10 protein-coding genes are annotated in these 22,223 nt (G+C 49.1%); 5 read left to right on the top strand and 5 right to left on the bottom strand.

Going from position 1 to position 22,223, the window contains the following annotated elements; all coding sequences use genetic code 11:
* Nucleotides 1-12: 12 nt before the first annotated feature.
* The 3 genes from tcyC (at nucleotide 13) to WA279_RS08340 (ending at nucleotide 2,503) form a co-directional block, all read left to right on the top strand.
* Complete coding sequence (gene tcyC, locus WA279_RS08350) at nucleotides 13-756, top strand: cystine ABC transporter ATP-binding protein TcyC (protein ID WP_003246629.1); 744 nt, start codon at nucleotides 13-15, stop codon at nucleotides 754-756.
* 320 nt (nucleotides 757-1,076) lie between these two features.
* Nucleotides 1,077-1,724 (top strand): YczE/YyaS/YitT family protein, encoded by a 648-nt coding sequence (locus WA279_RS08345; RefSeq protein ID WP_014475783.1) that lies wholly within the window; start codon nucleotides 1,077-1,079, stop codon nucleotides 1,722-1,724.
* A gap of 104 nt (nucleotides 1,725-1,828) precedes the next feature.
* On the top strand, nucleotides 1,829-2,503 hold the full coding sequence (locus WA279_RS08340) for a 4'-phosphopantetheinyl transferase (RefSeq protein WP_032726545.1): 675 nt from the start codon (nucleotides 1,829-1,831) through the stop codon (nucleotides 2,501-2,503).
* Here WA279_RS08340 and WA279_RS08335 read toward each other — a convergent pair.
* Nucleotides 2,498-3,832: an aminotransferase-like domain-containing protein gene (locus tag WA279_RS08335; protein ID WP_336155019.1), complete on the bottom strand. Its 1,335-nt coding sequence runs from the start codon at nucleotides 3,830-3,832 to the stop codon at nucleotides 2,498-2,500. The two genes, WA279_RS08340 and WA279_RS08335, sit on opposite strands and share 6 nt — an antisense overlap.
* A gap of 123 nt (nucleotides 3,833-3,955) precedes the next feature.
* Between WA279_RS08335 and WA279_RS08330 the strand changes: the two genes are divergently transcribed.
* Together WA279_RS08330 and WA279_RS08325 are read left to right on the top strand one after the other, a co-directional pair.
* Entirely contained in the window at nucleotides 3,956-4,894 is a 939-nt protein-coding gene (locus WA279_RS08330; RefSeq protein WP_015382749.1) for a DMT family transporter, read from the top strand.
* A 53-nt stretch (nucleotides 4,895-4,947) separates the two neighbouring features.
* Nucleotides 4,948-5,505 (top strand): YcxB family protein, encoded by a 558-nt coding sequence (locus tag WA279_RS08325; RefSeq protein WP_133953699.1) that lies wholly within the window; start codon nucleotides 4,948-4,950, stop codon nucleotides 5,503-5,505.
* Nucleotides 5,506-5,519: 14 nt separating this feature from the next.
* On the opposite strand, the gene WA279_RS08320 is transcribed toward WA279_RS08325, so the two are convergent.
* The 4 genes from WA279_RS08320 to srfAB all read right to left on the bottom strand — a co-directional run bounded on the left by WA279_RS08320 (nucleotide 5,520) and on the right by srfAB (nucleotide 22,218).
* Nucleotides 5,520-6,746: an MFS transporter gene (locus tag WA279_RS08320; protein ID WP_336155015.1), complete on the bottom strand. Its 1,227-nt coding sequence runs from the start codon at nucleotides 6,744-6,746 to the stop codon at nucleotides 5,520-5,522.
* Nucleotides 6,747-6,845: 99 nt separating this feature from the next.
* Nucleotides 6,846-7,574, bottom strand: coding sequence for a surfactin biosynthesis thioesterase SrfAD (gene srfAD / locus WA279_RS08315; RefSeq protein ID WP_336155013.1), 729 nt, complete (start codon nucleotides 7,572-7,574; stop codon nucleotides 6,846-6,848).
* Between the two features lie 28 nt (nucleotides 7,575-7,602).
* Nucleotides 7,603-11,430 carry a surfactin non-ribosomal peptide synthetase SrfAC gene (gene srfAC / locus WA279_RS08310; protein WP_336155012.1) on the bottom strand — a complete coding sequence of 1,276 codons (3,828 nt, stop codon included), beginning with the start codon at nucleotides 11,428-11,430 and terminating at the stop codon, nucleotides 7,603-7,605.
* Between the two features lie 36 nt (nucleotides 11,431-11,466).
* Complete coding sequence (gene srfAB / locus WA279_RS20855) at nucleotides 11,467-22,218, bottom strand: surfactin non-ribosomal peptide synthetase SrfAB (RefSeq protein ID WP_442894662.1); 10,752 nt, start codon at nucleotides 22,216-22,218, stop codon at nucleotides 11,467-11,469.
* Nucleotides 22,219-22,223 lie beyond the last annotated feature (5 nt).

Below are 22,223 nucleotides of genomic sequence, written 5' to 3'. Positions count from 1 at the left end.
GAGGTTCCGAGTATGCTTACCGTTAAAGGATTAAACAAATCATTCGGTGAAAATGAAATTTTAAAAAAGATAGATATGAAGATTGAAAAAGGAAAAGTCATCGCCATACTTGGGCCTTCAGGTTCAGGGAAAACGACGCTGCTCCGCTGCCTGAACGCTCTGGAGATCCCGAATCGCGGAGAGCTTGCATTTGATGATTTCTCCATCGATTTCTCCAAAAAGGTGAAACAGGCGGATATCCTAAAGCTTCGCCGAAAATCCGGAATGGTGTTTCAGGCGTATCACCTGTTCCCGCACCGCACAGCCCTCGAAAACGTGATGGAGGGCCCTGTTCAGGTGCAAAAACGGAACAAAGAGGAAGTCAGAAAAGAAGCGATTCAGCTTCTTGATAAAGTCGGATTGAAAGACAAAATGGATTTATATCCATTCCAGCTTTCCGGCGGACAGCAGCAGCGCGTCGGCATCGCCCGCGCACTGGCGATTCAGCCTGAGCTCATGCTGTTTGACGAACCGACCTCAGCGCTTGATCCCGAGCTTGTCGGAGAGGTGCTGAAGGTTATCAAGGACTTGGCCAATGAAGGCTGGACCATGGTCGTCGTGACCCACGAAATCAAGTTCGCGCAGGAAGTTGCGGATGAAGTCATCTTCATCGACGGCGGCGTTATCGTGGAGCAAGGACCGCCGGAGCAAATTTTCTCCGCACCAAAAGAAGAACGGACACAGCGGTTCTTGAACCGGATTTTGAACCCGCTGTAATAAGAAAAACAGGGCGCCTGCGCCCTGTTACAGATTGTTGACAAAATCCTAAAACGATTTTCGTTTTAGGATTTTGTGATTTTCAGCGTGATTGAAAACCTTTGAAGTCTAAGAAGGGCGAGCATTGGAGCACAGCGAATGTGAAATTCGTGAGCACCGAAGCGCAGGCCTGACAACGAATGCAAGGGATTTCCAACACGCTGAAACAGGGCGCCTGCGGCGGCCCTGTTTTTTTGTTGAGCCCCTTTCGCCTATTCCGCCCTTCTGTCAGATGTGCTACAATGACAATCGACTGATTTTTACGAAAGAAGGGACCTCACGTGAAGCAAGAACTTGTTCTGCGCTGGACATTTTATTTTGCCGGTTTGATCATTTTGGCTTTTGGTGTATCCCTGACGATAGAAGGAAAAGCACTCGGCATTAGTCCGTGGGATGCATTTCATTACAGCCTGTTTCAGCACTTCGGGCTTACCGTCGGCCAGTGGTCCATCATTATTGGAGCGCTCATCGTCGGATTCACGTCATTGTTTACGAGAGCTTGGCCGAAAATTGGGGCCCTCCTGAATATGGTGCTCATCGGTGTATTTATAGATTTTTTCAATTTCATTCTGCCTGCCCCCTCGACCTACACAGGCTCGATCATCGTCTTCTCTCTAGGCGTGGTTCTGATCGGTTACGGCGTCGGTGTTTATGTATCAGCAGGCCTTGGTGCGGGGCCGCGTGATTCACTGATGATGCTGATTACGGAAAAAACCGGCTGGAATGTGCAATGGGTGCGGAACGGCATGGAAATAACCATTTTGTTTGCGGCATGGGGCATGGGCGGCCCGATCGGTTTTGGCACCATTTTGACCGCCATCCTCACCGGACTTATTTTGCGCTTTTCATTGCCGCAGTCAATCCAGCTGCTGAATTATGCTGTGGCAAGGCGGACAGCCGCTGTGAAAGCATCTCCGCCTGTCCACTAAAACAAAGCCGCCTTGGCTTTGTTTTTTTATTTTCTCCTCTATATGAGTCTTGTGGAAGTATGATAGGATGGTTTTGACAATCTTTTGCAGACGGAGGATCTAGAATGAAGATTTACGGAATTTATATGGACCGCCCGCTTTCACAGGAAGAAAATGAACGGTTCATGTCTTTCATATCACCTGAAAAACGGGAGAAATGCCGGAGATTTTATCATAAAGAAGATGCTCACCGCACCCTGCTGGGAGATGTGCTCGTTCGCTCAGTCATAAGCAGGCAATATCAGTTGGACAAATCCGATATCCGCTTTAGCACGCAGGAATACGGGAAGCCGTGCATCCCTGATCTTCCCGACGCTCATTTCAACATTTCTCACTCCGGCCGCTGGGTCATTGGTGCGTTTGATTCACAGCCGATCGGCATAGATATCGAAAAAACGAAACCGATCAGCCTTGAGATCGCCAAGCGCTTCTTTTCAAAAACAGAGTACAGCGACCTTTTAGCAAAAGACAAGGACGAGCAGACAGACTATTTTTATCATCTATGGTCAATGAAAGAAAGCTTTATCAAACAGGAAGGCAAAGGCTTATCGCTTCCGCTTGATTCCTTTTCAGTGCGCCTGCACCAGGACGGACAAGTATCCATTGAGCTTCCGGACAGTCATTCCCCATGCTATATCAAAACGTATGAGGTCGATCCCGGCTACAAAATGGCTGTATGCGCCGCACACCCTGATTTCCCCGAGGATATCACAATGGTCTCGTACGAAGAGCTTTTATAAATGGCTCATCAACAGTTTGACACCGCGCTCAATATCTTCCGTTTTCACATTGGAAATATTGATTTTCAATAGATTTTCTTTCGGATAATCTGATAAATAATGACGGTCTATCGCCTCAAGGAGAACCCCTTGTTTTTTCAGTATATGAATCACTCTTGAGGCGGGCAGATCCTGAGGAAGCACCAGATGGGTGTGCATACAGGGTGCCTGCCCGCTGGAGAACGTAAAGCGTCCGCTTCCCAGCTGCCTGTGAGTTCGAATGGCTTGATGTAGCCTCAGTGACCGCTCTTTATAAGAATCTCTGATTTTCTCCTTATGCCTGCCGTACATACCGCTTTTCAGGTAAATCTCCAATGCCGCTTGAGAAATCATTGAACAGTCGATGTCGTTCAGCTTTTTGTACGCATAGAACGTGTCAGTCAGCGCTTCGGGTAAAACAGCCGCCCCCACGCGAAGGCCGGGGAACATCATTTTCGAGAAGCTTTTCAAATAGATGACATGTGAGGACAGATCATATGCGTACAGCGGATCTGCCTTTTTATTTTCCTCCAGATCACCGAGGTAATCATCCTCAACGAGATAGACATCATACGCTTCTGCCAGTCTCACAAGCTCCTGTTTATCACGCTCTGACAATGAGCAGCCAAGCGGGTTATGGAAGCGCGGCATCGTATAAAAAAATTTAATCGATTCTGTTTGAAATAACCGCTCAACCTCGGCTATATCAAGCCCTTCTTCCATTCGTTTCACCCCGATGGCGGGAATCCCGAGCGTCTCAAGCTGTTCGACCATCAAATGGTAGCCCGGCTGTTCAATGGCGATCTTCTCTTTCCCATTTGGGAACGGCATGGCACAAAGCAAGGATAACGCCTGCTGGACACCTGATGTAATGAAAATATGCCGTTCATCCGCAAATACCTGTTGAGTGGCCAAGAGCTTTCGGAGTACACGGATGAGTGATGGAAGACCCTTTGGCGTCCCATAAATAAACAAATCGTTCTTGTATGTATCAATCGCTTTGTTGATACAGTGCTGAAAATCAAGATACGGAAACACATCTGGGTCCGGCGCAGATGTGGCAAAGTCGATGGGACCCTGCTGCCCGCTTTTGGCTTTTCCCGTCTTTTTCACAATATAATAGCCGCTTTTCGGAACAGAATAGATAAGGTGGCGCTTTTCCAGCTCCTGCAACGCGCGGATCACTGTGCTTTTGCTGACTTGGTAGCGGGCGGACAGCTGACGGATAGATGGAATCCTGTCTCCTTCTTGATAGGCGGTGCTTTGCATCATCTCCTCTATCCTCGTTACTAGACCCATATATTTCTCCATGCCTTCTCCCCCTGTTTTGTACCGGTACAGTTCATTGTTTTTCTCATTGTACCGTTCTGACCGCGGCCATACAATAAAGGGAGCGACCGGCGCTGCAATTCAGGTAAAGGAGCACTTCCCATTATGGTTAAACATCAGCAAGCCCCCGCTTATATGGCGGCTATTTTATATTCGTTCATTATCGGTTTATCCTTTCTATTCGTAAAAATCGCACTGCAAACAGCAGAGCCGTTTGATATTTTGGCGCATCGGTTCACCATTGCGTTTGCTGCGGCCACTATACCGATCTTATTCGGCTGGGTAAAGCTATCAATCCGCGTAAAGGACGTCATTGCCATTTTGCCGCTCGCCCTGCTGTATCCCGCGTTATTTTTCAGCTTTCAGGCATTCGGCCTTGTGTACTCGTCCTCCTCTGAAGCGGGAATTATTCAGGCAGCCATTCCGATTTTCACGATGGTCTTTGCCGCTTATGTTTTAAAGGAACGCCCAACGTGGACGCAAAAGGGATTCACGGTTTTATCCGTTGCCGGCGTCATGTTTATTTTTGTGATGAAAGGCGTTGACGTGGAATCAGCCAGCTTAAAAGGGTCTTTGCTGATCCTATTGTCCGCTTTGTCTTCAGCGATGTACAATACTGCTGCCAGAAAAATGACGCAGCGGTTCAAGCTGACCGAGCTCACCTACATCATGTCGGCCATCGGCTTTGTCGTCTTCAACGCCATCGCCCTTGTGCGTCACGGAGCGGCGGGAACAGTCGGCACTTATTTTCTGCCGTTCCGGGAGCCCGGCTTCGTTCTCGCCATTGTGTATTTGGGCGTGCTGTCTTCACTTGTCACTTCATTTCTGTCTAACTATACGCTGTCGCGAATTGAGGCGTTTAAAATGAGCGCTTTTAATCATGTATCTACCATTGTGACGATGATTGCAGGAGTTGTGATTCTCAACGAAAGCCTGGCCTGGTATCATCTTGCCGGGGCTGTTTGTATTATGATTGGCGTGGTGGGGAGCAATATCAATCTGGAGAAAAAAACAAAGCGCCCTGGTATGCCTGCAAAAAAATGAGAAATTATGCTAGACTGAAAGGAAAAACATGGTTAGAGGTGTAGGTTTACCGTATGATTCAATATGCTAGTGAAAGTATCAATCTTCCAGGAGAAATCGCTTTTAAGGATGTAAGAGAAATCTTTTTTTATCAACTCGCAAAATTATCATGTTTTTACTTTCTGTTGTTTTGCGCCATATTTGCTGCAGTTAACTTCATTAACGGATGGCCCCGTATCGTTTATGGCAGTGACGCGCTTAACTTGTTTATGAACAGTATGTTGATTATCGTGATGTCCGTTCTGTTTACACTGCTGCTCCTCCTTCTTCTATATGTGAAGTTTTCAAGAGCATACAAGAAGAACGAACGGATGAAATCTAAAAGAACATATACTCTGAACCAAGAAGGAATTCGTATATGTTCTAAAAAATATGACCTCATTTTCAATTGGGATGAAATCACAGCTGTTTTCGAATATAAAAATATCTTCAGGGTCAATACATCAAGCAGCCAATATATTGCAATACCAAAACATTTTTTTCATTCCGAAGTGGAGATGAACAGATTCAAGGAGATTATCCTTAAAAATACCGAAACAAAAAAACTCAAATTTAAAAAGGATCAGCATTGACAGTGCTGATCCTTTTATATTGATTGGTGGGTTTCTTTTGCCTTTTGTTTATCTAAAAACGGCACCAGCTCTATTACAGCCGATAAACCCACAAACACGATGCACACAGCGACAATCAGCAAATAACCATGAGTCATGTCAAAAAACAAACCGCCCGCATACACGCTGAGAGCTCCGGCAACCTGATGGATAAAGAAATTGATGCCTAACAGCGAGCCGATCAATCCTGAATGATAGCTTTCAGAAATAGATGCCGCGGTCAGCGGGATCACGCCTGTGTAACTGAGTCCAAATAACAGGATAAAGCCAAAATACCAAAGTTCGCTGTGATGAATTCCGAGAATGGGAATGAGCAGGCAAATGAGGCTGAGCAGCCGAATGAAAAATAAGATGGATAGCATGACGCTTCTGCTGCCGAGGAGATCGGACAGCCAGCCCGCCAATAATCCACCAATGATGATAAATGCTCCGAACGCGGCCATCATTCCGTTGACATGAGAGACATGCGCATCCTTCAGTATCGGGACGAGGTGAGCATCAATAATTCCCATCGTAAATCCGCAAGTAAACACGCCGAAGTACAGGATATGAATGAGGCGGGATTGCTTCATTACGTTCCAAAATCCCCGCCAATCATAAGATTTTTTCACAGACTCCGCTTGCGCATGTGGCGGGTGCTTCATCCCAAAGACGAGGAGCGGCAGCAGAACAGCCGCCATGACGATTCCCAAAATCGTATAGGTGCTCTGCCAGCCGGCATGATACGGAGCCGCAGCCCAAATGGGCGAGAGAAGCAGCAGGCCCGCAGAGTTGGCATTGGTCAAAATAGCAAGCGCCAGACCTTTGTGTGTGTCAAACCAACGGCTGATGAAATACTGGGTCGTCACGCCGACCGCGCAGGAATAGCCGATTCCGCCAAGCACACCGTAAATGGCGGAAAACACATGAACATTCGGTGAATAAGGAAGCACCAAAAAGCTTGCGCTGATGCAGACAGCTCCAAGCGCCATAATTTTTCTGACACTGAAACGGTCGATGAAAAAACCGACAAAAAACTGGACGATGCCGGTTGTGATCATAAAAATGCTGACAGAAACCGAGATCAGCGACCTGTCGGCATGGAAGGCATCCGCCATTGGCAGCATAAAAAATTGAAAGGAATTTCTGAATGAGTTCATTCCGATGGCGAAAACAAACGTAAACAGCAATACAAACCATTTCATCCTGGGAGACGTGCGCATGTTTCGACCTGCCTTTATTTGAGTATTTCGACTATTATACCATGCAAAAATTGGCATTCAACACAAAAAAGCGGAACAGCCGAAGCTGTCCGCTTTTGATCATGGTTGAATGATCGGATGCTGATTCAAGATCGCAAAAATCCGTTCTGCGACTTCTTCCGTTTGTGACAGCAGGAACATGTGCCCGCCGTCAAATTGATGGAATGTGATGTCTTTTGCCCACTTCTTCCAGCCCTCCGCATCTCGTATGCATTTTTTATCATCAAGCCCGTTAAAGACATGAACAGGCGACTGGATCGGAGTCAGATCGTGAAGCTCAAATTGTTCAAGAGCCCGGTAATCTGATCGGAAAGAAGGCAGGAAAAAGGACATGACCTCCTTATTTTCAACAAGCTCTGCGGGCATTCCGCCTAATTGGATAATATGATCGAGAAACTGATCATCAGGCAGGTGGGACACTTTCTTCCGCTGAGTATGAGGCGGCTGGATTGCAGAAATGATAACCGCCTGCGGAAAGACGCCTTCACGCTCAAGCTTTTGCGCCAGCCTGAAGGTGATCATTCCGCCCATACTGTGTCCGAACAGCACAAACGGCCGATGAGGGCGAAGGTTCAGTTCTTGCTTGTACAAATCCGTCAGCTCTTCGAGATCCTCAATGGCTGACGTTTGATTCGTGCCGTGTCCCGGCGGCTCGGCAGCGAGCATCTCGCACTCTCCCTGCAAAAAAGCATGGAGAGGGCGAAACGACGCTGAGTAGCCGCCGGCAAACGGAAAACAGATGAGCTGCGTTTTTTCCGACGCATCAAATGATTTGAAGAGTTGGCTCATTGGCTGTCTCCTCCTTTCATCACTTCATTTATGAAACCGTTACGGTTTGTGTATTAAGAAATTCGAGCAAAATCCCCGCATTCCTATCTAGCGTTTCGCCCTGCAGCATTTCTGCGTGTGTTCCGAAGCCTCTTTTCATACGGTAAGCACCTGTTGTAGCTTCTTCCCATGATGCAAGCCATTCCGGCATGTCAAAATCAGCGCCGGAAGTCAACAGATCAATATCTGCTTTCACCTGGCCTGTGCTGATCAGGTTGACGTAGTATGAGTAAAAGGCATGTGTTTTTTGCTTGAGGCCATGTTTGACGGCTTCGCTGTTGAGCGCTTCATTGTCCCGATTGACATTCATCAACGCTTCGACATCACTTTCAACCGTGCGTCCGTCCAGATCACTGACACCTTGTTTTTTATAGGAATCCACCATGATGATCCGCTGAACAATACGGCCTTGTTCCTCAAGCTTTTTGGCAGCTTCAAACGCCAGGCTGCATCCCGCTGAATATCCAAACAATGTTAAAGGCCCTTCCGGCTGCAGCTTCTGGATCAAATCCGCATAGCGGTCAAGCCGGTCTTCCTCCTCAATAAAATCAAAGGCGTACAGCTTGTATGACGGCAAGCGGCTGGACAGATTTTGGTACATAAGGCCATAGCCCAAGACCGGCGGGAATGCGAAAATGATCTGCTCCTGATCCTGATTCATTATCGTTACATCCTGCAAGCCATCAGGGCCCCCGTTCTTCACATACGCTGAAATGCCGGCGATCGTCGGCGCTTCAAACAAAAGCTTTACTGGAAGATCAATCTCAAGCTCTTTCTTGATGCGGGAAGCGGCGGTCATGGCCTTCAAGGAATGCCCTCCGAGCGCAAAGAAATCGTCATGAATGCCAATTTGCTTTCTGCCGAGAACCTCAGACCAGATTTGTGCGATTGTTTCCTCCATCTCGTTCCGCGGTCCAATCCATTCTTCCGCCAGCTGATCCTGATCAGGTTTTGGGAGCAGCCGTTTATTGACTTTCCCGTTCGTCGTTAAAGGAAGCTCATCCAAGAAGGTAAAGGTTTGCGGCACCATGTAAGCAGGAAGCTGTTTTTTCAGGTGCGCCTTCACGTCTTCAGCTGAAAGCTGCGTTCGGTTCACAAGGTATGCGTTGATTGATGCATCGCCAGACTCAGGGCGGTCCGCCACAACGACCGCATCTTTCACACCTGGGTATTCCTGCAGCTGCTTTTCGATTTCTTCAAGCTCAATCCGGTGTCCGCGTATTTTGACCTGGTCGTCAATACGGCCGGCGTATTCAATCGTTCCATCCGGCAACCAGCGTGCTAAATCCCCTGTGCGGTAAAGCGTTTCTCCCGGCTTGAACGGGTTCTTAATAAACTTTTCCTTCGTGAGGTCAGCACGATTTACATATCCTTTTGACACGCCCATTCCGCTGATGCACAGTTCACCGATCGCCCCGAATGGCTGGAGCTGGCTTTGCTCGTTCAGAATATAAACACTGGCATTGCTGATCGGCTTTCCAATCGGCAATGAGGAGATGGAATCCGGTATATCATGCACGACGTGAGCAGTCGCAAACACTGTTCCCTCAGTCGGCCCGTAGCAGTTAATCAGCTTGCCCGGCCCCATGACCCGCAGCGCTTTTCTGACATGAGGCACTGAGGCGCGCTCTCCGCCGAATAATATACAGCGTAGTCCCTTCATCCAATCCTCTCCCACATCTGTGAGAAGATTAAATAGTGCGGTTGTCGCAAACATGACATTGACATTCTCTTGCAGGATCAGATCTGTGAGCCGTTCTGTATCAAGCAGCGTATGTTCATCTGCGATAATGAGCCGTGCCGCATTCAGCATAGTAGCATAGAAATCAAAGGTAAATGCGTCAAAGGCGTAATTGGAAACAGATAAGAATGTATCTTTCTCAGAGAATGCCATGTAGTCTACATGCTTGACCAATCCTTGAATATTGGCATGAGTGGTGATATTGCCCTTTGGCTTTCCGGTTGTGCCGGACGTGTACATGATATATGCCGGATCATTAGGATCAATCGCGGTTGCAGGATCGCTTGCCTGTTCTTCAAACCGTGTTTGATCATCAATGAAGAGCGTTGTGCCTGTATACGGCAGCTCAGCCGCTTGTTCTTTCATCTCCTGATGCGTCAGAAGACAGGCTGCCGCACTGTCAGCCAGCATATACGAGATTCGGTCCTCTGGCAGCTTCGGATCAACCGGCAGATAGGCTGCTCCCGCCTTTAATACACCGAGAATGCCGATCACCAGTTCAAGTGAGCGCTTCGTGTACAGCGCTACAACAGAGCCTTTGCCCGCACCGTGTTTTTGCAGCCGGCGTGCAAGGCGGTTCGTTTCCTCATCTAATTCGCGATAAGACAGGGTCTGGCCGGAATACGTAAGCGCCGGCGCATCCGGATTGACATTCACTGCTTCCTTGAACCAATCCGTCAGAGGCTTTGTTTCATGAGCTTGAGCCGGCGGGTTTAAGCCGGTTAGCAAAAATTCTCTCTCCCTGTCGTCAACGAGGTTGATCGTGCTGACAGGCTGATCCGGATTCTGGATGAGCTGCTGAATTGCTGTGAGAAGCTGAGATTTCAAGCGCAGGATAAACGCCTCATCAAACACATTCTCATTATAGGCAAGCTTAATCAGCATCTCATCTCCAGGGGAAGCCATCAGGTTGAGATCATAATTCGACTTCTCAAAAACATGAACATCCACCATATCAAAGCCGTTTTCACTGCTTTCTTCATTTTTCGCATCCTGAAGCGGATAGTTCTCAAAAACAATGATGTGGTCAATCAGTTTCGGCTGATCGGCCTGGCTTTGGATGTCATAAAGCGGCACATATTGGTGCGGCTCAGACTGCAGCGATTGCTCCTGCAGCTGCTTGAGCAAGCCGTTAAATGTGATACCCTCAGACAGCTTCACACGTCTCGGGACAACGTTGATAAACAGCCCGACCATATGTTCAACGCCTTTGATTTCCGCGGGACGCCCTGAAACAACTGTACCGAAGGCCAAATCGCCAGACTGCTGATAGCGGCTGATCAATACGCTCCAGACTGCCTGCAGCGCCGTACTCAAAGTGGTATGCTGCGATTTTGCAAGCTCGGTAAAGGCCTTTGTTTCCGCCTCCGACAGTGAAAAGAGCAGCTCTTTCGGCTCATAGCCGTCCTTTTGTTTCTTTCTTTGCTCCGCAAACGTCGTTTGTCCTTCAAAGCCCTCTAAATATTCGCGCCAGTAACGCAGTGATGCTTGTTTATCCTGCTTTTCAAGCCACTTGATGTAGTCTTTATACGGTTTGACGGGCGGCAGGCTGTACGGCTTTTGTTCGCGCAGAGCATTGTATACCTTAAATAGATCCTGTACGACGATGCCGAAGCACCATCCGTCCAAAATAATGTGGTGGTAGCTCCACACCCATTCAAAGCTTTCTTCAGCTTTCTTGAAAATGGCTGCCCGCATCGGAATATCCCGCGTCAAATCAAAACCCCTGATCTTATCCTGTTCTTTGTACTCATTGATTTTGGCTGTTTGCTCGCTGCCCGTTAAGTGTGTCAGATCGATTTCTTCTATATGGAACTGCCGTTTTTTCAATACGACTTGGACAGGTCTTTTTACTTTTTCGTGAATGAACACGGTACGAAATACATCGTACCGGTCCATGATCACATTCATGCTTTCTTCAAGACATTTGATATTCAAGCTGCCTTTTACTTTCATCGTGATTTGTTCAAGGTAAAAGCTTTGGCCGGGATTCAGGATGGCATGAAAAAGCATCCCTTCCTGCATCGGCGATAGGTAATACATATCTTGAACCTGATCCTTGCTAAATTGACTCATATGTTTCGCTCCCGCCTTCTGTAATTCCCTTGTGTTTTATTTTAAATTCTCCTCAAGCATGTCAAAGATATCTCCCATCTCGTCCATTTCAAGGTCTTCGGCGCTAAAGTCGCTTGGTGTGAATTCCTTGTCTTCTTTTTCCGTGCAATGGCGGATTAGCATCAGGAGGTTTTCTTTAAACCGTTCCATTTGCTCCTCGACTGTAGCTCTTTCAAACTCCTTCTCATTGTAGGAGCAGGAAAGCACAAACCGGCCGTTTCTGATCATGCCGCTGAAGCTTAATGCGTACAGCGCTTCTGATTCCTCGCTTACTTGGCGCCCCATATCGAAAGCGGACGGTTCAAAGAAATCGGTTTTGACTTCACTGTCGAATTGGCCCAAATAGTTGAAGCTGATCTCCGGTGTGAAGCCCTTTGTTTCCGCTGTTTCTGTGAAATAACGAAGAATGCCGTAGCCAACACCTTTGTCCGGAATGCGGCGCAGGTTTTCTTTGACTGTTTTGATCACAGCTGAGGCATCTGCTTCAGACATGTCGAGCACAACAGGGTATTGTGCCGTAAACCAGCCGACTGTTCTGGAGATATTCACATTCGGGATGATGTCCTCCCGGCCGTGTCCCTCAAGGTTAATGCCAATTTTGGCACCCTTTGTCCATTCTTTCATTGTCAAACCGAGCGCGCTGAGAAGAATATCGTTGATTTCAGTTCCATATGGCTGATGAACATCTGTTAAAAGATGCTTAGTGTCTTCTTCCGTTAATTCACATAGGACGGATGATGTATCCTTGACGATCCGCTGCTCTGTTTCACAATCCTTCGGTAAAGGAGAAACCTGTTCAGCGGCAATTTGCGACCAGTATTCAGCCTGCTGTAAAAGATGCGCTGATTGGCTGAATGCCGCCAGTTCTTCCGCCCAGTCCTTGAAGGAGTTTGTTTTTTGCGGGAAGACAAGGCTCTCTTCTTTCTCAGCCTGCATGTAGCCTGAGGCAAAATCTTCAAGCAAAATCCGCCATGACACACCGTCGACCACGAGATGATGTACAGCAATGAGCAGGTGATCTCCAGCTTCTGTGCGATATTGCTCCGCCTTTAGAAGCGGCCCGTTTTGCAGATCGAGACTGCCTTGCAGCTTGTTCGCGAGAATCTTAATCTGGCTTCTCAGCATCTCTTCATCGGAGCCGTACAAATCCACGATTTCGAAGCTGACCTTGCTCTCACCGATCGGTTGATACGCCTGAATGATGTCCCCGTTTTCCTCACGGTAAACCATACGGAGTGCGTCATGATGCTCGATCAGCGCCTGCAATGTTTTCTCCACCCGTTCAGGATCAAATCCCTTCTTGGCGTGAAGCATCACCGATTGGTTCCAGTGGTGCTTGTTCGTGAAGTTCTTTTCAAAGAACCAGCGCTGGATCGGCGTCAGGATGACTTCGCCCTCCACCGGGCCTTGGTCTGCCTGTTTGCCTTCGGCACGCTCTACATATTGGGTAAGCTCTTCGATCGTCGGATGCTGGAAGAGATCTTTCATTTCCAGCTTCCAGCCGTGCTGATTCAAGCGGCTCGCCATTTGAATTCCTTTGATGGAATCTCCGCCAAGCGAGAAGAAATTGTCGGTGACACCGACTTCAGACATTCCAAGCACGTCCTGCCAGATGCCGGCAAGCAGCTCTTCCATGTCGGTCGTCGGCGCTTTGTATTCTCCGCTTCCCGCTTCGATGTCCGGCTCAGGCAAGGCTTTGCGGTCGACTTTGCCGTTTGCCGTAACCGGAAGCTCGTTCAGCGTCACCCAGAACACCGGGATCATGTAATCCGGCAGGGTTTCCTTCAGTGCTGATTTCAGTGCTTCTATGTCAGCTGTTTCCGGTGTGACATACGCCGCGATCGCTGTGTTGCCTCCTTTATCTTTGACAGCTGTCACCGCCGCATCCTGCACCTCAGAAAGCTGGGCGAGCTGGACTTCAATTTCTGAGAGCTCGATCCGGTAGCCGCGGACCTTGACCTGCTGGTCGATCCGGCCGATGTATTCGATGCCGCCGCCCGTCCATTTCACCAAATCGCCGGTGCGGTACATGCGCTCACCCGGCACAAACGGATCAGCGACAAACCGCTTCGCGGTTTCGTCTTCTCGATTCAGATAGCCGCGTGCCAGTCCGCGCCCCGCCACGCAAAGCTCTCCGGCTACGCCTTCCGGCTGCACCTGATTGCCCTCGCCGAGAATGTATACTCTCGTATTGGCGATGGCCCGTCCGATGGAAAGTGAGCCTTCCTCCGGATGGATTTCTGTGCTTGTGGCAACGACCGTATTCTCTGTCGGCCCGTAGTTGTTGACGAGTGTGTACGGCTTTTTCACTGCGCGCTTCAGCTTGTCTCCGCCTGTGAGCAATACGCGAAGTGATGTGTTCTCAAGCTCCATGAACTGTTCCGCAAGCTGTGTCGGCAGGAACGTGATCGTTATGCCGTTCGTTTCAAAATAATCGTTCAGGCGGACGATATCGAGGCGGATCGCTTCATCAATGACGTGAAGCTCAGCACCGATCGTCCAGGTCGGGAATATCTCCCAAATGGAAGCGTCAAATCCAAAGCCCGCGTACTTCGCACTGCGGTCCTCCGCTGTCATGCTGAACGCGTCGTGGTGCCAGAAGCACAGGTTCACAAGCGCATGGTGCTCGACCATGACACCCTTCGGCTGTCCGGTCGTTCCAGACGTGTAAATCATGTACGCCAAGTTCTCCGCGGTTACAGCGGTTTCTGGATTTCCCTCGTCGTTTTCATCAAGCGGCAGGCTTAGAATCGTGCGGCTTCCGTCGAGAAGAATGACATCTCCCGTATAGCTGTCCGGCACTGAAATCCCCTCTTGCTTCAAGAGAAGCTTCGCGCCGCTGTCCTGTAAAATATATTCAATCCGCTGATCCGGATAGTCAGGATCAATCGGCACAAACGCCGCTCCCGCCTTCAAGACGCCGAGCACCGCGGCGGACATTTCAAGCGACGGCTTCGTGAGAACGCCGACGCGGTCATCCGGGCTGATGCCGCAGTCCATCAGAATCCGCGCAAGACGATTTGCCTTCGCATTCAGCTCGCCGTACGTCCAAGACTGGCCGTTATATGTGACAGCCGGGCGGTCTTTGTGGCGCTGGACAGTCTCTTCGAATAGCTGATGAACCGTTTTGTCTGTTGGCACAGGCAGCGATTTGCCCTTCCATGCCTTAAGAAGCGCTTGTTTTTCTGTCTCGGTGACCAGTGACAGGCTGGAAAGCGGCTGGTTCGGGTTATCCGCAACAGCCTTTAGTAGCCGCAGAACGTATTCGCTCCATTTTTCAGCTGTTTCTTTCGCGAACAGATCTGTCGCATATTCGAGCTGCAAGCCAATGCCATTTTCTTCAGTAAATCCGCCCAGTGTCAGATCAAACTTAGAAGTTCCCTGATGAGCCTCATAAGGTGAAATGCTCAGATTTTGCAATGTAAGCTGTTCTTTATCAGGGTTTTCTGTCGTCACCATCACATTAAACAATGGGTTTCGGCTCATATCCCGAGGGAGATCAAGCTGATTAACCAGATCTTCAAACGGATACTCCTGATGCTCAAGCGCTGATAGGTTCGTCTGCTTTGCTTGCTCCAAAAGCTCCGCAAATGTTTGCTGTTCTTTCGCTTCCATTCTCAGGGCAAGTGTATTGACGAACATTCCCGGCATGTCCTGAACATCAGCATTCGTCCGGCCGGCAGTAACGGAGCCGATGACGATATCCCGCTGTCCGGAAATTTTGCTTAAAAAGACGTGGAAAACAGCATGGAGCACCATGTGCAAGGTCGTTCCGGTTTCCGCAAGCAATTTTTCTACCGCCTTTGCCGTCTCACTTCCCGTACGGAAACGGATCGTATCACCTTTAAAGCTTTGCACAGGCGGACGGGCATAATCGAGCGGGAGATCAAGCTCTGGCAGCTCGCCTGAAAGAACTGACATCCAGTACGCCTCATGCTCCTTCATCCGTTCTTTTTGCTCAGCTTCATTTTGCCAAACGGCGAAATCTTTATAATGAAGCGCCGGCTGCGGAAGCTGCTCTCCTTTGTAAAGCAGCGCCAATTCTTTTACAAAAATGCCTCTTGAGACGCCGTCTGCGATGATATGATGCATATCTAAAAGCAGCAAATGTTTTTTCGCTTCTATTCGAAGCAAAGCTGCGCGAATGAGCGGTGCGTCGTTTAAGTCGAATGGCCGGATAAATTCCTTAATCTTTTGGTCCGCTTCGTCTTCTTTGGCTTCAAACACATGAAGATCAACCTCCGCCTTCTCAATGATGCGCTGAACAGGCTCACCATTAGCTTCCATAAATGACGTCCGCAATGATTCGTGACGGTTCACAAGCTGATTGAGTGAATCGCGCAGGCGCGAAATATCAAGCTCTCCTTCCATTAGCAGAACAGATGGCATGTTGTAGCTTATCGTCTGGCGGTCAAGCTGATTGAGCACGTACATCCGTTTCTGTGCGGATGACAATGGATACATAGCCTGCTTGTTAGCCGGTTTGAGGACTTGATGGCCGCCTGAAACAGCAGACGTCTCCATATAAGCCGCCAGCTGGCGAACAGTCGGCTGCTCGAACAGTGCTTTAAGCGGTACGCTTTTCTCCAATTCCGCCTGAATGTTGGCAATCAGCATCATCCCTTTTAATGAATGGCCGCCTAAATCGAAAAAATTGTCGTCAATGCCGATGGCCTCTATGCCAAGCGTTTTCTGCCAAATGCGGCATAAGCTTTCTTCAAGCGCTGTCTCCGGTGCGGCCAAGGCCTTGCCTCCGGATTGTGCCGCGTTCGGCTTCGGCAAAGCGTTTCTGTCGGTTTTTCCGTTTGCCGTCAGCGGAATCGCGTCAACCTGCACAATGAAAGCAGGAATCATATGAGACGGCAGTGTTAGGGAAAGCTGGTACCGGAGCTCTGCTTTTTCAAGAGCTTGATCCGACGTATAATACGCGCAAAGCTCTTGAAGACCGCCCTCGGAAACCGCTAATACAACCGCTTCTTGAATTCCGCTGAGGCTGAGCATGACCGTTTCAATTTCTTTCGGCTCAATGCGGTAGCCTCGGATTTTCACCTGATCATCAGCCCGGCCGATAAATGCAAGCGTACCGTCAGAAAGTCTTCGTACGACATCTCCAGTTTTGTACATGAGGCTTCCCGGCGAATATGGATTTTCTACAAATCTCTCGGCTGTCAGCTGAGGCCTGTTGAGATACCCTCTCGCAAGCCCCTGTCCCGTGATATAGAGCTGTCCGCTCGCTCCCGGCGGCACAAGCTTCAATGCTTCATTTAAGACAAGCGCGCCGGCATTCGCAATCGGCCGTCCGATTGTCGGGCGTTTCGCAAATGCATCCGGCTCAGACAGATCAACCCGCCCGGCGATGGCGCCGATCGTTGCTTCTGTCGGGCCGTAGTGATTGATAAATTCGGTATGTCCATACATCTTACGGAAGGCGAGAACATCAGTCGGGATGATTTTTTCTCCTCCCAAGACGATCAAGCGCAAGGATTCAAAGTTCGCATCTTTTGCAAAACTGGCGGTGTTCACTATTGTATGGAACAGAGACGGTGTCAGTTTGATATAAGTGATCCCATGCTCCTTGATATAGTGCGCTATTTCATCCGGCGCCGTATAGGTTTCCTTCTGGACGATATGGAGCTCGCCCCCGCCCAGAAGTACGGGGAACATGCTCGTATAGCCAAGGTCAAATGCGTAAGATGAAAGCAATACAGTCTTATCATTTTCCGTCAGGCTCGCCTCTTCACTAAACCAAGAGACATAGTTTGTCAGATTGCGATGCTCAATCTGCACGCCCTTTGGCTTTCCGGTCGTACCGGACGTATAAATGACGTATGCAAGATTGCGAGACCCGGAAATGGATGATGGGCGCTCCTTGCTTTCATTTCTCCATTTACCGTCATCAAGGCTGACGATTGTCCCTTCATATTGGCCAATAGCCGTCATGTTTCTTTCATTCACGACCGCAAATTTTGCTCCGCTGTCCTCTAATGAATAACGGATTCGTTCTTCAGGTGTATCAGGATCAATCGGAAGGAAAGCTGCCCCCGCCTTCATGACACCGAGAATCGATACCATAACCTCAGCTGACCGGTCCATAACAATCGCGACGATGTCTTCATTTCCGGCCCCTTGGGCACGAAGATGATGCGCCAGCTGGTTCGCCTGTTCATCAAGCTCGCGATAGGTCAGCAGATTTCCGCCAGCCTTCACCGCAGGATGGTCAGGTGTTTGCTGGGCCTGTTTTTCAAAAAGAGCTGCAAAGGTTGCTTCGGTAATTTGAGTCATATGTCTTTCTTCTAGCAAAGCAGCCGTTTCTGCAGATGAAAGCAGATCTACATCAGACAGCCGAACGTTTGGATTAGCCGCGGCCGCTTTGATGATATTGACAAAGTGGCGGCTCCAGCGGCGGATCGTCTCGTCCTTAAACAAGGCAGTCGCATAGTCAAAGCTTAGGCCGATATCCTCTTCACGCTCGACCGCTTCCAAGGAAAGATCAAATTTCGCAACATGATGAAGCATAGAATACGAGGAAATCTTCAAATCTCCTAATCTTAATGAAGGAATCTCCATATTCTGCATGTTGAACATCACGCTGAACAGCGGACTTCTGCTTGTATCCCTTGTAAGCGGAAGCTTTTCAATCAGCTCCTCAAGCGGATAGCTCTGGTGCTCGAATGCTTGAAGGCTGGCTGTTTTGACCTCTTCAAGGAATTGCGCGAAGGTTTTATCCCCCGCTGGTGCCGTTCTGAGTGCCACCGTGTTGACAAACATACCCGGCACACCTTGCAGATCAGGATGTGTTCTGCCAGCTGTCGGCGAGCCGACAATGATATCATCCTGTGACGCGTACTTGGAAAGGAGTACATTGAACGCCGCCAGCAAAAACATGTACATTGTCGTATCTGTTTCTGCCATGAGCGATTTGATTTGAGCCGTGATTTGCTTATCAAGCCCAAACATCACGCGCTCTCCCGCAAAGCTCCGTTCAGCTGGCCGCTCGAAATCCGCGGGAAGATCCAGTATTGGCAGTTCGCCTTTAAAGACATCGAGCCAGTATTCCTCATCTTTTTGATAATTAGTTTGTTCTTTGTGCCAAACTGCGTAATCTTTATAGTGAATTTGTGGCAGTTCCAGATCTGCGCCTTGATATATTTTGGCAAGATCACCGATTAGAATGCCTGTTGAACTTCCGTCAGTAATAATATGATGCATATCAATGAGCAGCAGGTGGCGTTTTTCTTCCAGCTGGACAAGCTTCGAACGGACGAGCGGCGCGCGGTTTAATTCAAACGGCTGAACAAATGCTTTGATTATCTCTTCCGCGTCTTCTTCCCGTCCCTTGGCAGCCGCCAGCTGGAACGATATGTTTTTATGAACGGTTTGCACAACCTCTCCGTCGATCATGTCAAACGATGTACGGAGGATTTCGTGCCGGTTGATTAATTGCTGAATCGCGTTTTCAAGCCGGGCTTTATCTACTTCTCCCTCCAGCAGAAGTACAGCGGGGACGTTGTAGCTTGTGTTTGCTTGTCCAAGCTGATTGAGGATATACATTCTCCGCTGGGCCGGGGATACAGGATAATGCTGCTGATAAGATGCTTGCCTGATCGGTTCAAACGTCTGCTCCTCCTTGCTTTCGTTCTCTTCCAAATACAGTGCCAGTTCTTGAATAGTCGGCTTTTCAAAAAGCACTTTTATCGGAACTTCCTTATGAAAATGCTCTTGAATTTTCGCCGTCATCATCATCGCTTTCAAAGAATGGCCGCCGATCATAAAGAAGTTATCGGTAACGCCTGCTCTGACGCCGAGTATTCCTTCCCAGATCTCCGCTAATTTCTTTTCACTCTCTGTTTCTGGTGCTGCGTATTCCGGCTGCACGGCTTCTGATTGCGGTGCAGGCAGTTCCTTTTTGTTGATTTTCCCGTTTGGCGTGAGCGGCAGGCTGTCCATTTGAATCAGGTGGGCAGGGACCATATAGTCAGGCAAAGACTGAGACAGTGTTTTTCTCAGCTCGCCCACAGCCACTTCACGATCCGCCGTGAAGTACGCGCAAATTTCATTTTCATCCGCTTTGTTCTTGCGGATGATCACCGCAGCCTCTGTCACATGCGCAGCCATGTTCAGTTTTGTTTCAATTTCGCCAAGCTCAATTCGGAAGCCGCGCACCTTCACTTGGTTGTCGATTCTGCCTAAAAATTCGATATTGCCGTCCGGCAGCCATCTTGCCAAGTCACCAGTGCGATAAATTCTCTCACCAGGTCTGAACGGATCTTCGAGAAATTGCTTCTCTGTCAGCTCAGGGAGATTGACATACCCACGCGCTACACCGATTCCGCCTACGCAAAGCTCACCAGGCGCGCCGATTGGCTGCAGGCATTGCTGCTCATCCAGGATGTAGGCAGTGGAATTTCCGATCGGCTTCCCGATTGGGATAGAGCCGCCATACTCGCGGTCGATCAGAAAACTGGTTGAAAACGTCGTGTTTTCTGTCGGGCCGTATCCGTTCCACAATGAAAGCGACGGCGATGCCTGTTTTACTTTGCTGACAATATGCGGGACAAGGGCGTCTCCGCCGATGATTAAATGGCGCAGTGTGCCGAACATACCCGCATCCTTTGCTGCAAGCTGGTTGAATAAAGGTGATGTCAGCCACATGGTTGTGATGCTTTGCTCACGCAGGAATGCAGCAAATTGTTTCGCATCAAGCAGCGTCTCTTTTTTGACCGGATAAAGCGCTGCGCCATTCAGCAGTGCGCCGAACACTTCAAACGTTCCGGCATCAAAGCTGACAGCTCCCGTTTGCGCCATGCGGTCCTCTTCAGTAACAGGAACGTACCCGGCATTTTTGACGAGGCGCAGAATGCTTTTATGTTCGATCATGACGCCTTTTGGTTTGCCCGTTGAACCGGATGTGTACATGATGTACGCCAAATCAGACGGGGCGGATGGCAGGTTGAGATTGTCAGCCTCTTCACTCTCTTCAAAGCCTATGTCCAGTGTAAGAACCGGCACCTGCAGCTGATGTGCCTGCCCTGTATAAGAATTTCCGGTCAAAACCATTCGAACGGAGCTGTCCTCTGCCATGAAACGAAGACGATCCCCCGGAAGCGCTGGATCAAGCGGCACATATGCGGCGCCTGCTTTTAACACAGCCAGCATGCCGACAACAGTTTCTACTGATCGATCGTTCATAATCGCTGCTGTTTCCCCTTTTTGAAGCCCTTGTTCGACAAGCTTTCTCGCCAGACGGTTAGCCGTTGCATTCAGCTCGCGGTACGTCAGCTCGGTTCCTTCATATACGACGGCAGTGCTCGCCGGCGTCCGTTTCGCTTGCTCTTCAAACACTTGGTGAACAGCCATTCCTTCAGGGAGTTCGGCTTTCGTGCTGTTAAACACCTCGACAATTTGCCGCTGCTCTTCGTCTCCCACAAGCCCGTACTCACGCACAAAAGCGGCCGGCTGATCGACAGCTGCTTCCATCATGCGGGTAAGGTGCTCCGCTGTCCGTTCGATAAAAGCGGAATCAAAGGCGGCTCCGTTATATTTAATTTTGACGGTCCACGTTTTGCCCGGATACACAATCAGGTTGAAATCGAAGCTTGTTTGTTCAAATGCGCTTTCTACCTTAATCGAAAATCCGAGGCGGTCTTCCATGCTGCCGTTTTCAAGCTCTTGATCAAGCGGATAATTTTCAAACGCGACCAGATGGTTTAAGAGATTGCCATCAAGGGCTGAGCGTTTTTGAATCTCATAGAGCGGCACGTAATCGTAACGCTCTGCCTCTACTGCATGCTGCTGAACAGCTGTGAAAATATCAGCGAATGCAGCATCTCGTTCAACTTTCACCCGCACTGGAATGGTGTTGATAAACAGCCCCGCCATCGTTTCGATTCCGTTGATTTCAGACGGTCGTCCCGAGACGACCGTTCCGAAGACAACATCATCCGTAAAGTTATATTTGCTGAGAACAATGCCCCAAACAGCCTGAAATAGGTTAGGCCCTGTCACTTGATGAAGGTTTGCGGTTTTCTGAATGCGGGCAACCAGTGTTTCGTCCCATGTAAATGAATATTCTTTATTGACGTATTCGTCTTTTTTCACAGGCAGGCGGCCCGGGAGCACGCTTGGCTGTTCAAAACCCGCCAAGCGCTCGCTCCAGTAGCTCTCCGCTTCTTCATTGTCCTGTTTTCCAAGCCACTTGATGTAATCGGAATAAGGCTTGCCCTGACCGTTTGCCGGTGTCCTGCCTGCTCTGAGCGCTTCATAGTTTTGGAAGAGGCTTTTCATGAGGACGCCCATGCTCCAGCCGTCCATCATAATATGATGATTGCTCCAGACAAGATACAGCTGATCTGCATCAAGGCGGAAAACCGCTACCTTGAACAATATGTCTTTTGCCAGGTTAAAGCCTTGGCGCTGAACGTCTTGTTTGTAACGCTCAATGTGCTCTTTCTGGCGGTTCTCGTCTGCATGACTGATATCCTCATAATGCACCTTTGTTTTGCGTTCCGCTAACACGACCTGACGCGGTTTTTGCAGCTGCTGATGCACAAATACCGTACGGAGAATATCGTATGACCGAATCAGTTCATTGACGCTTTTCTCAAAGATTTCAAGATCAAAAGCGCCGTGAATCCCAAGCTCTAATTGTGTGAAGTACGAGGAAGAATGCGGATCAAGCATCGCATGATACAGCATTCCCTCCTGCATTGGTGTCAGTGCGTACACCTTTTGAATCGATTTTTTGCTCATATGCC

This window comes from Bacillus sp. 204(2023) (assembly GCF_037027505.1).
In the GTDB taxonomy this organism is placed as follows: Bacteria; Bacillota; Bacilli; order Bacillales; family Bacillaceae; genus Bacillus; species Bacillus subtilis.
The sequence above is the reverse complement of the archived record's forward strand: the minus strand, read 5'-3'. Positions and strand labels throughout refer to the sequence as shown.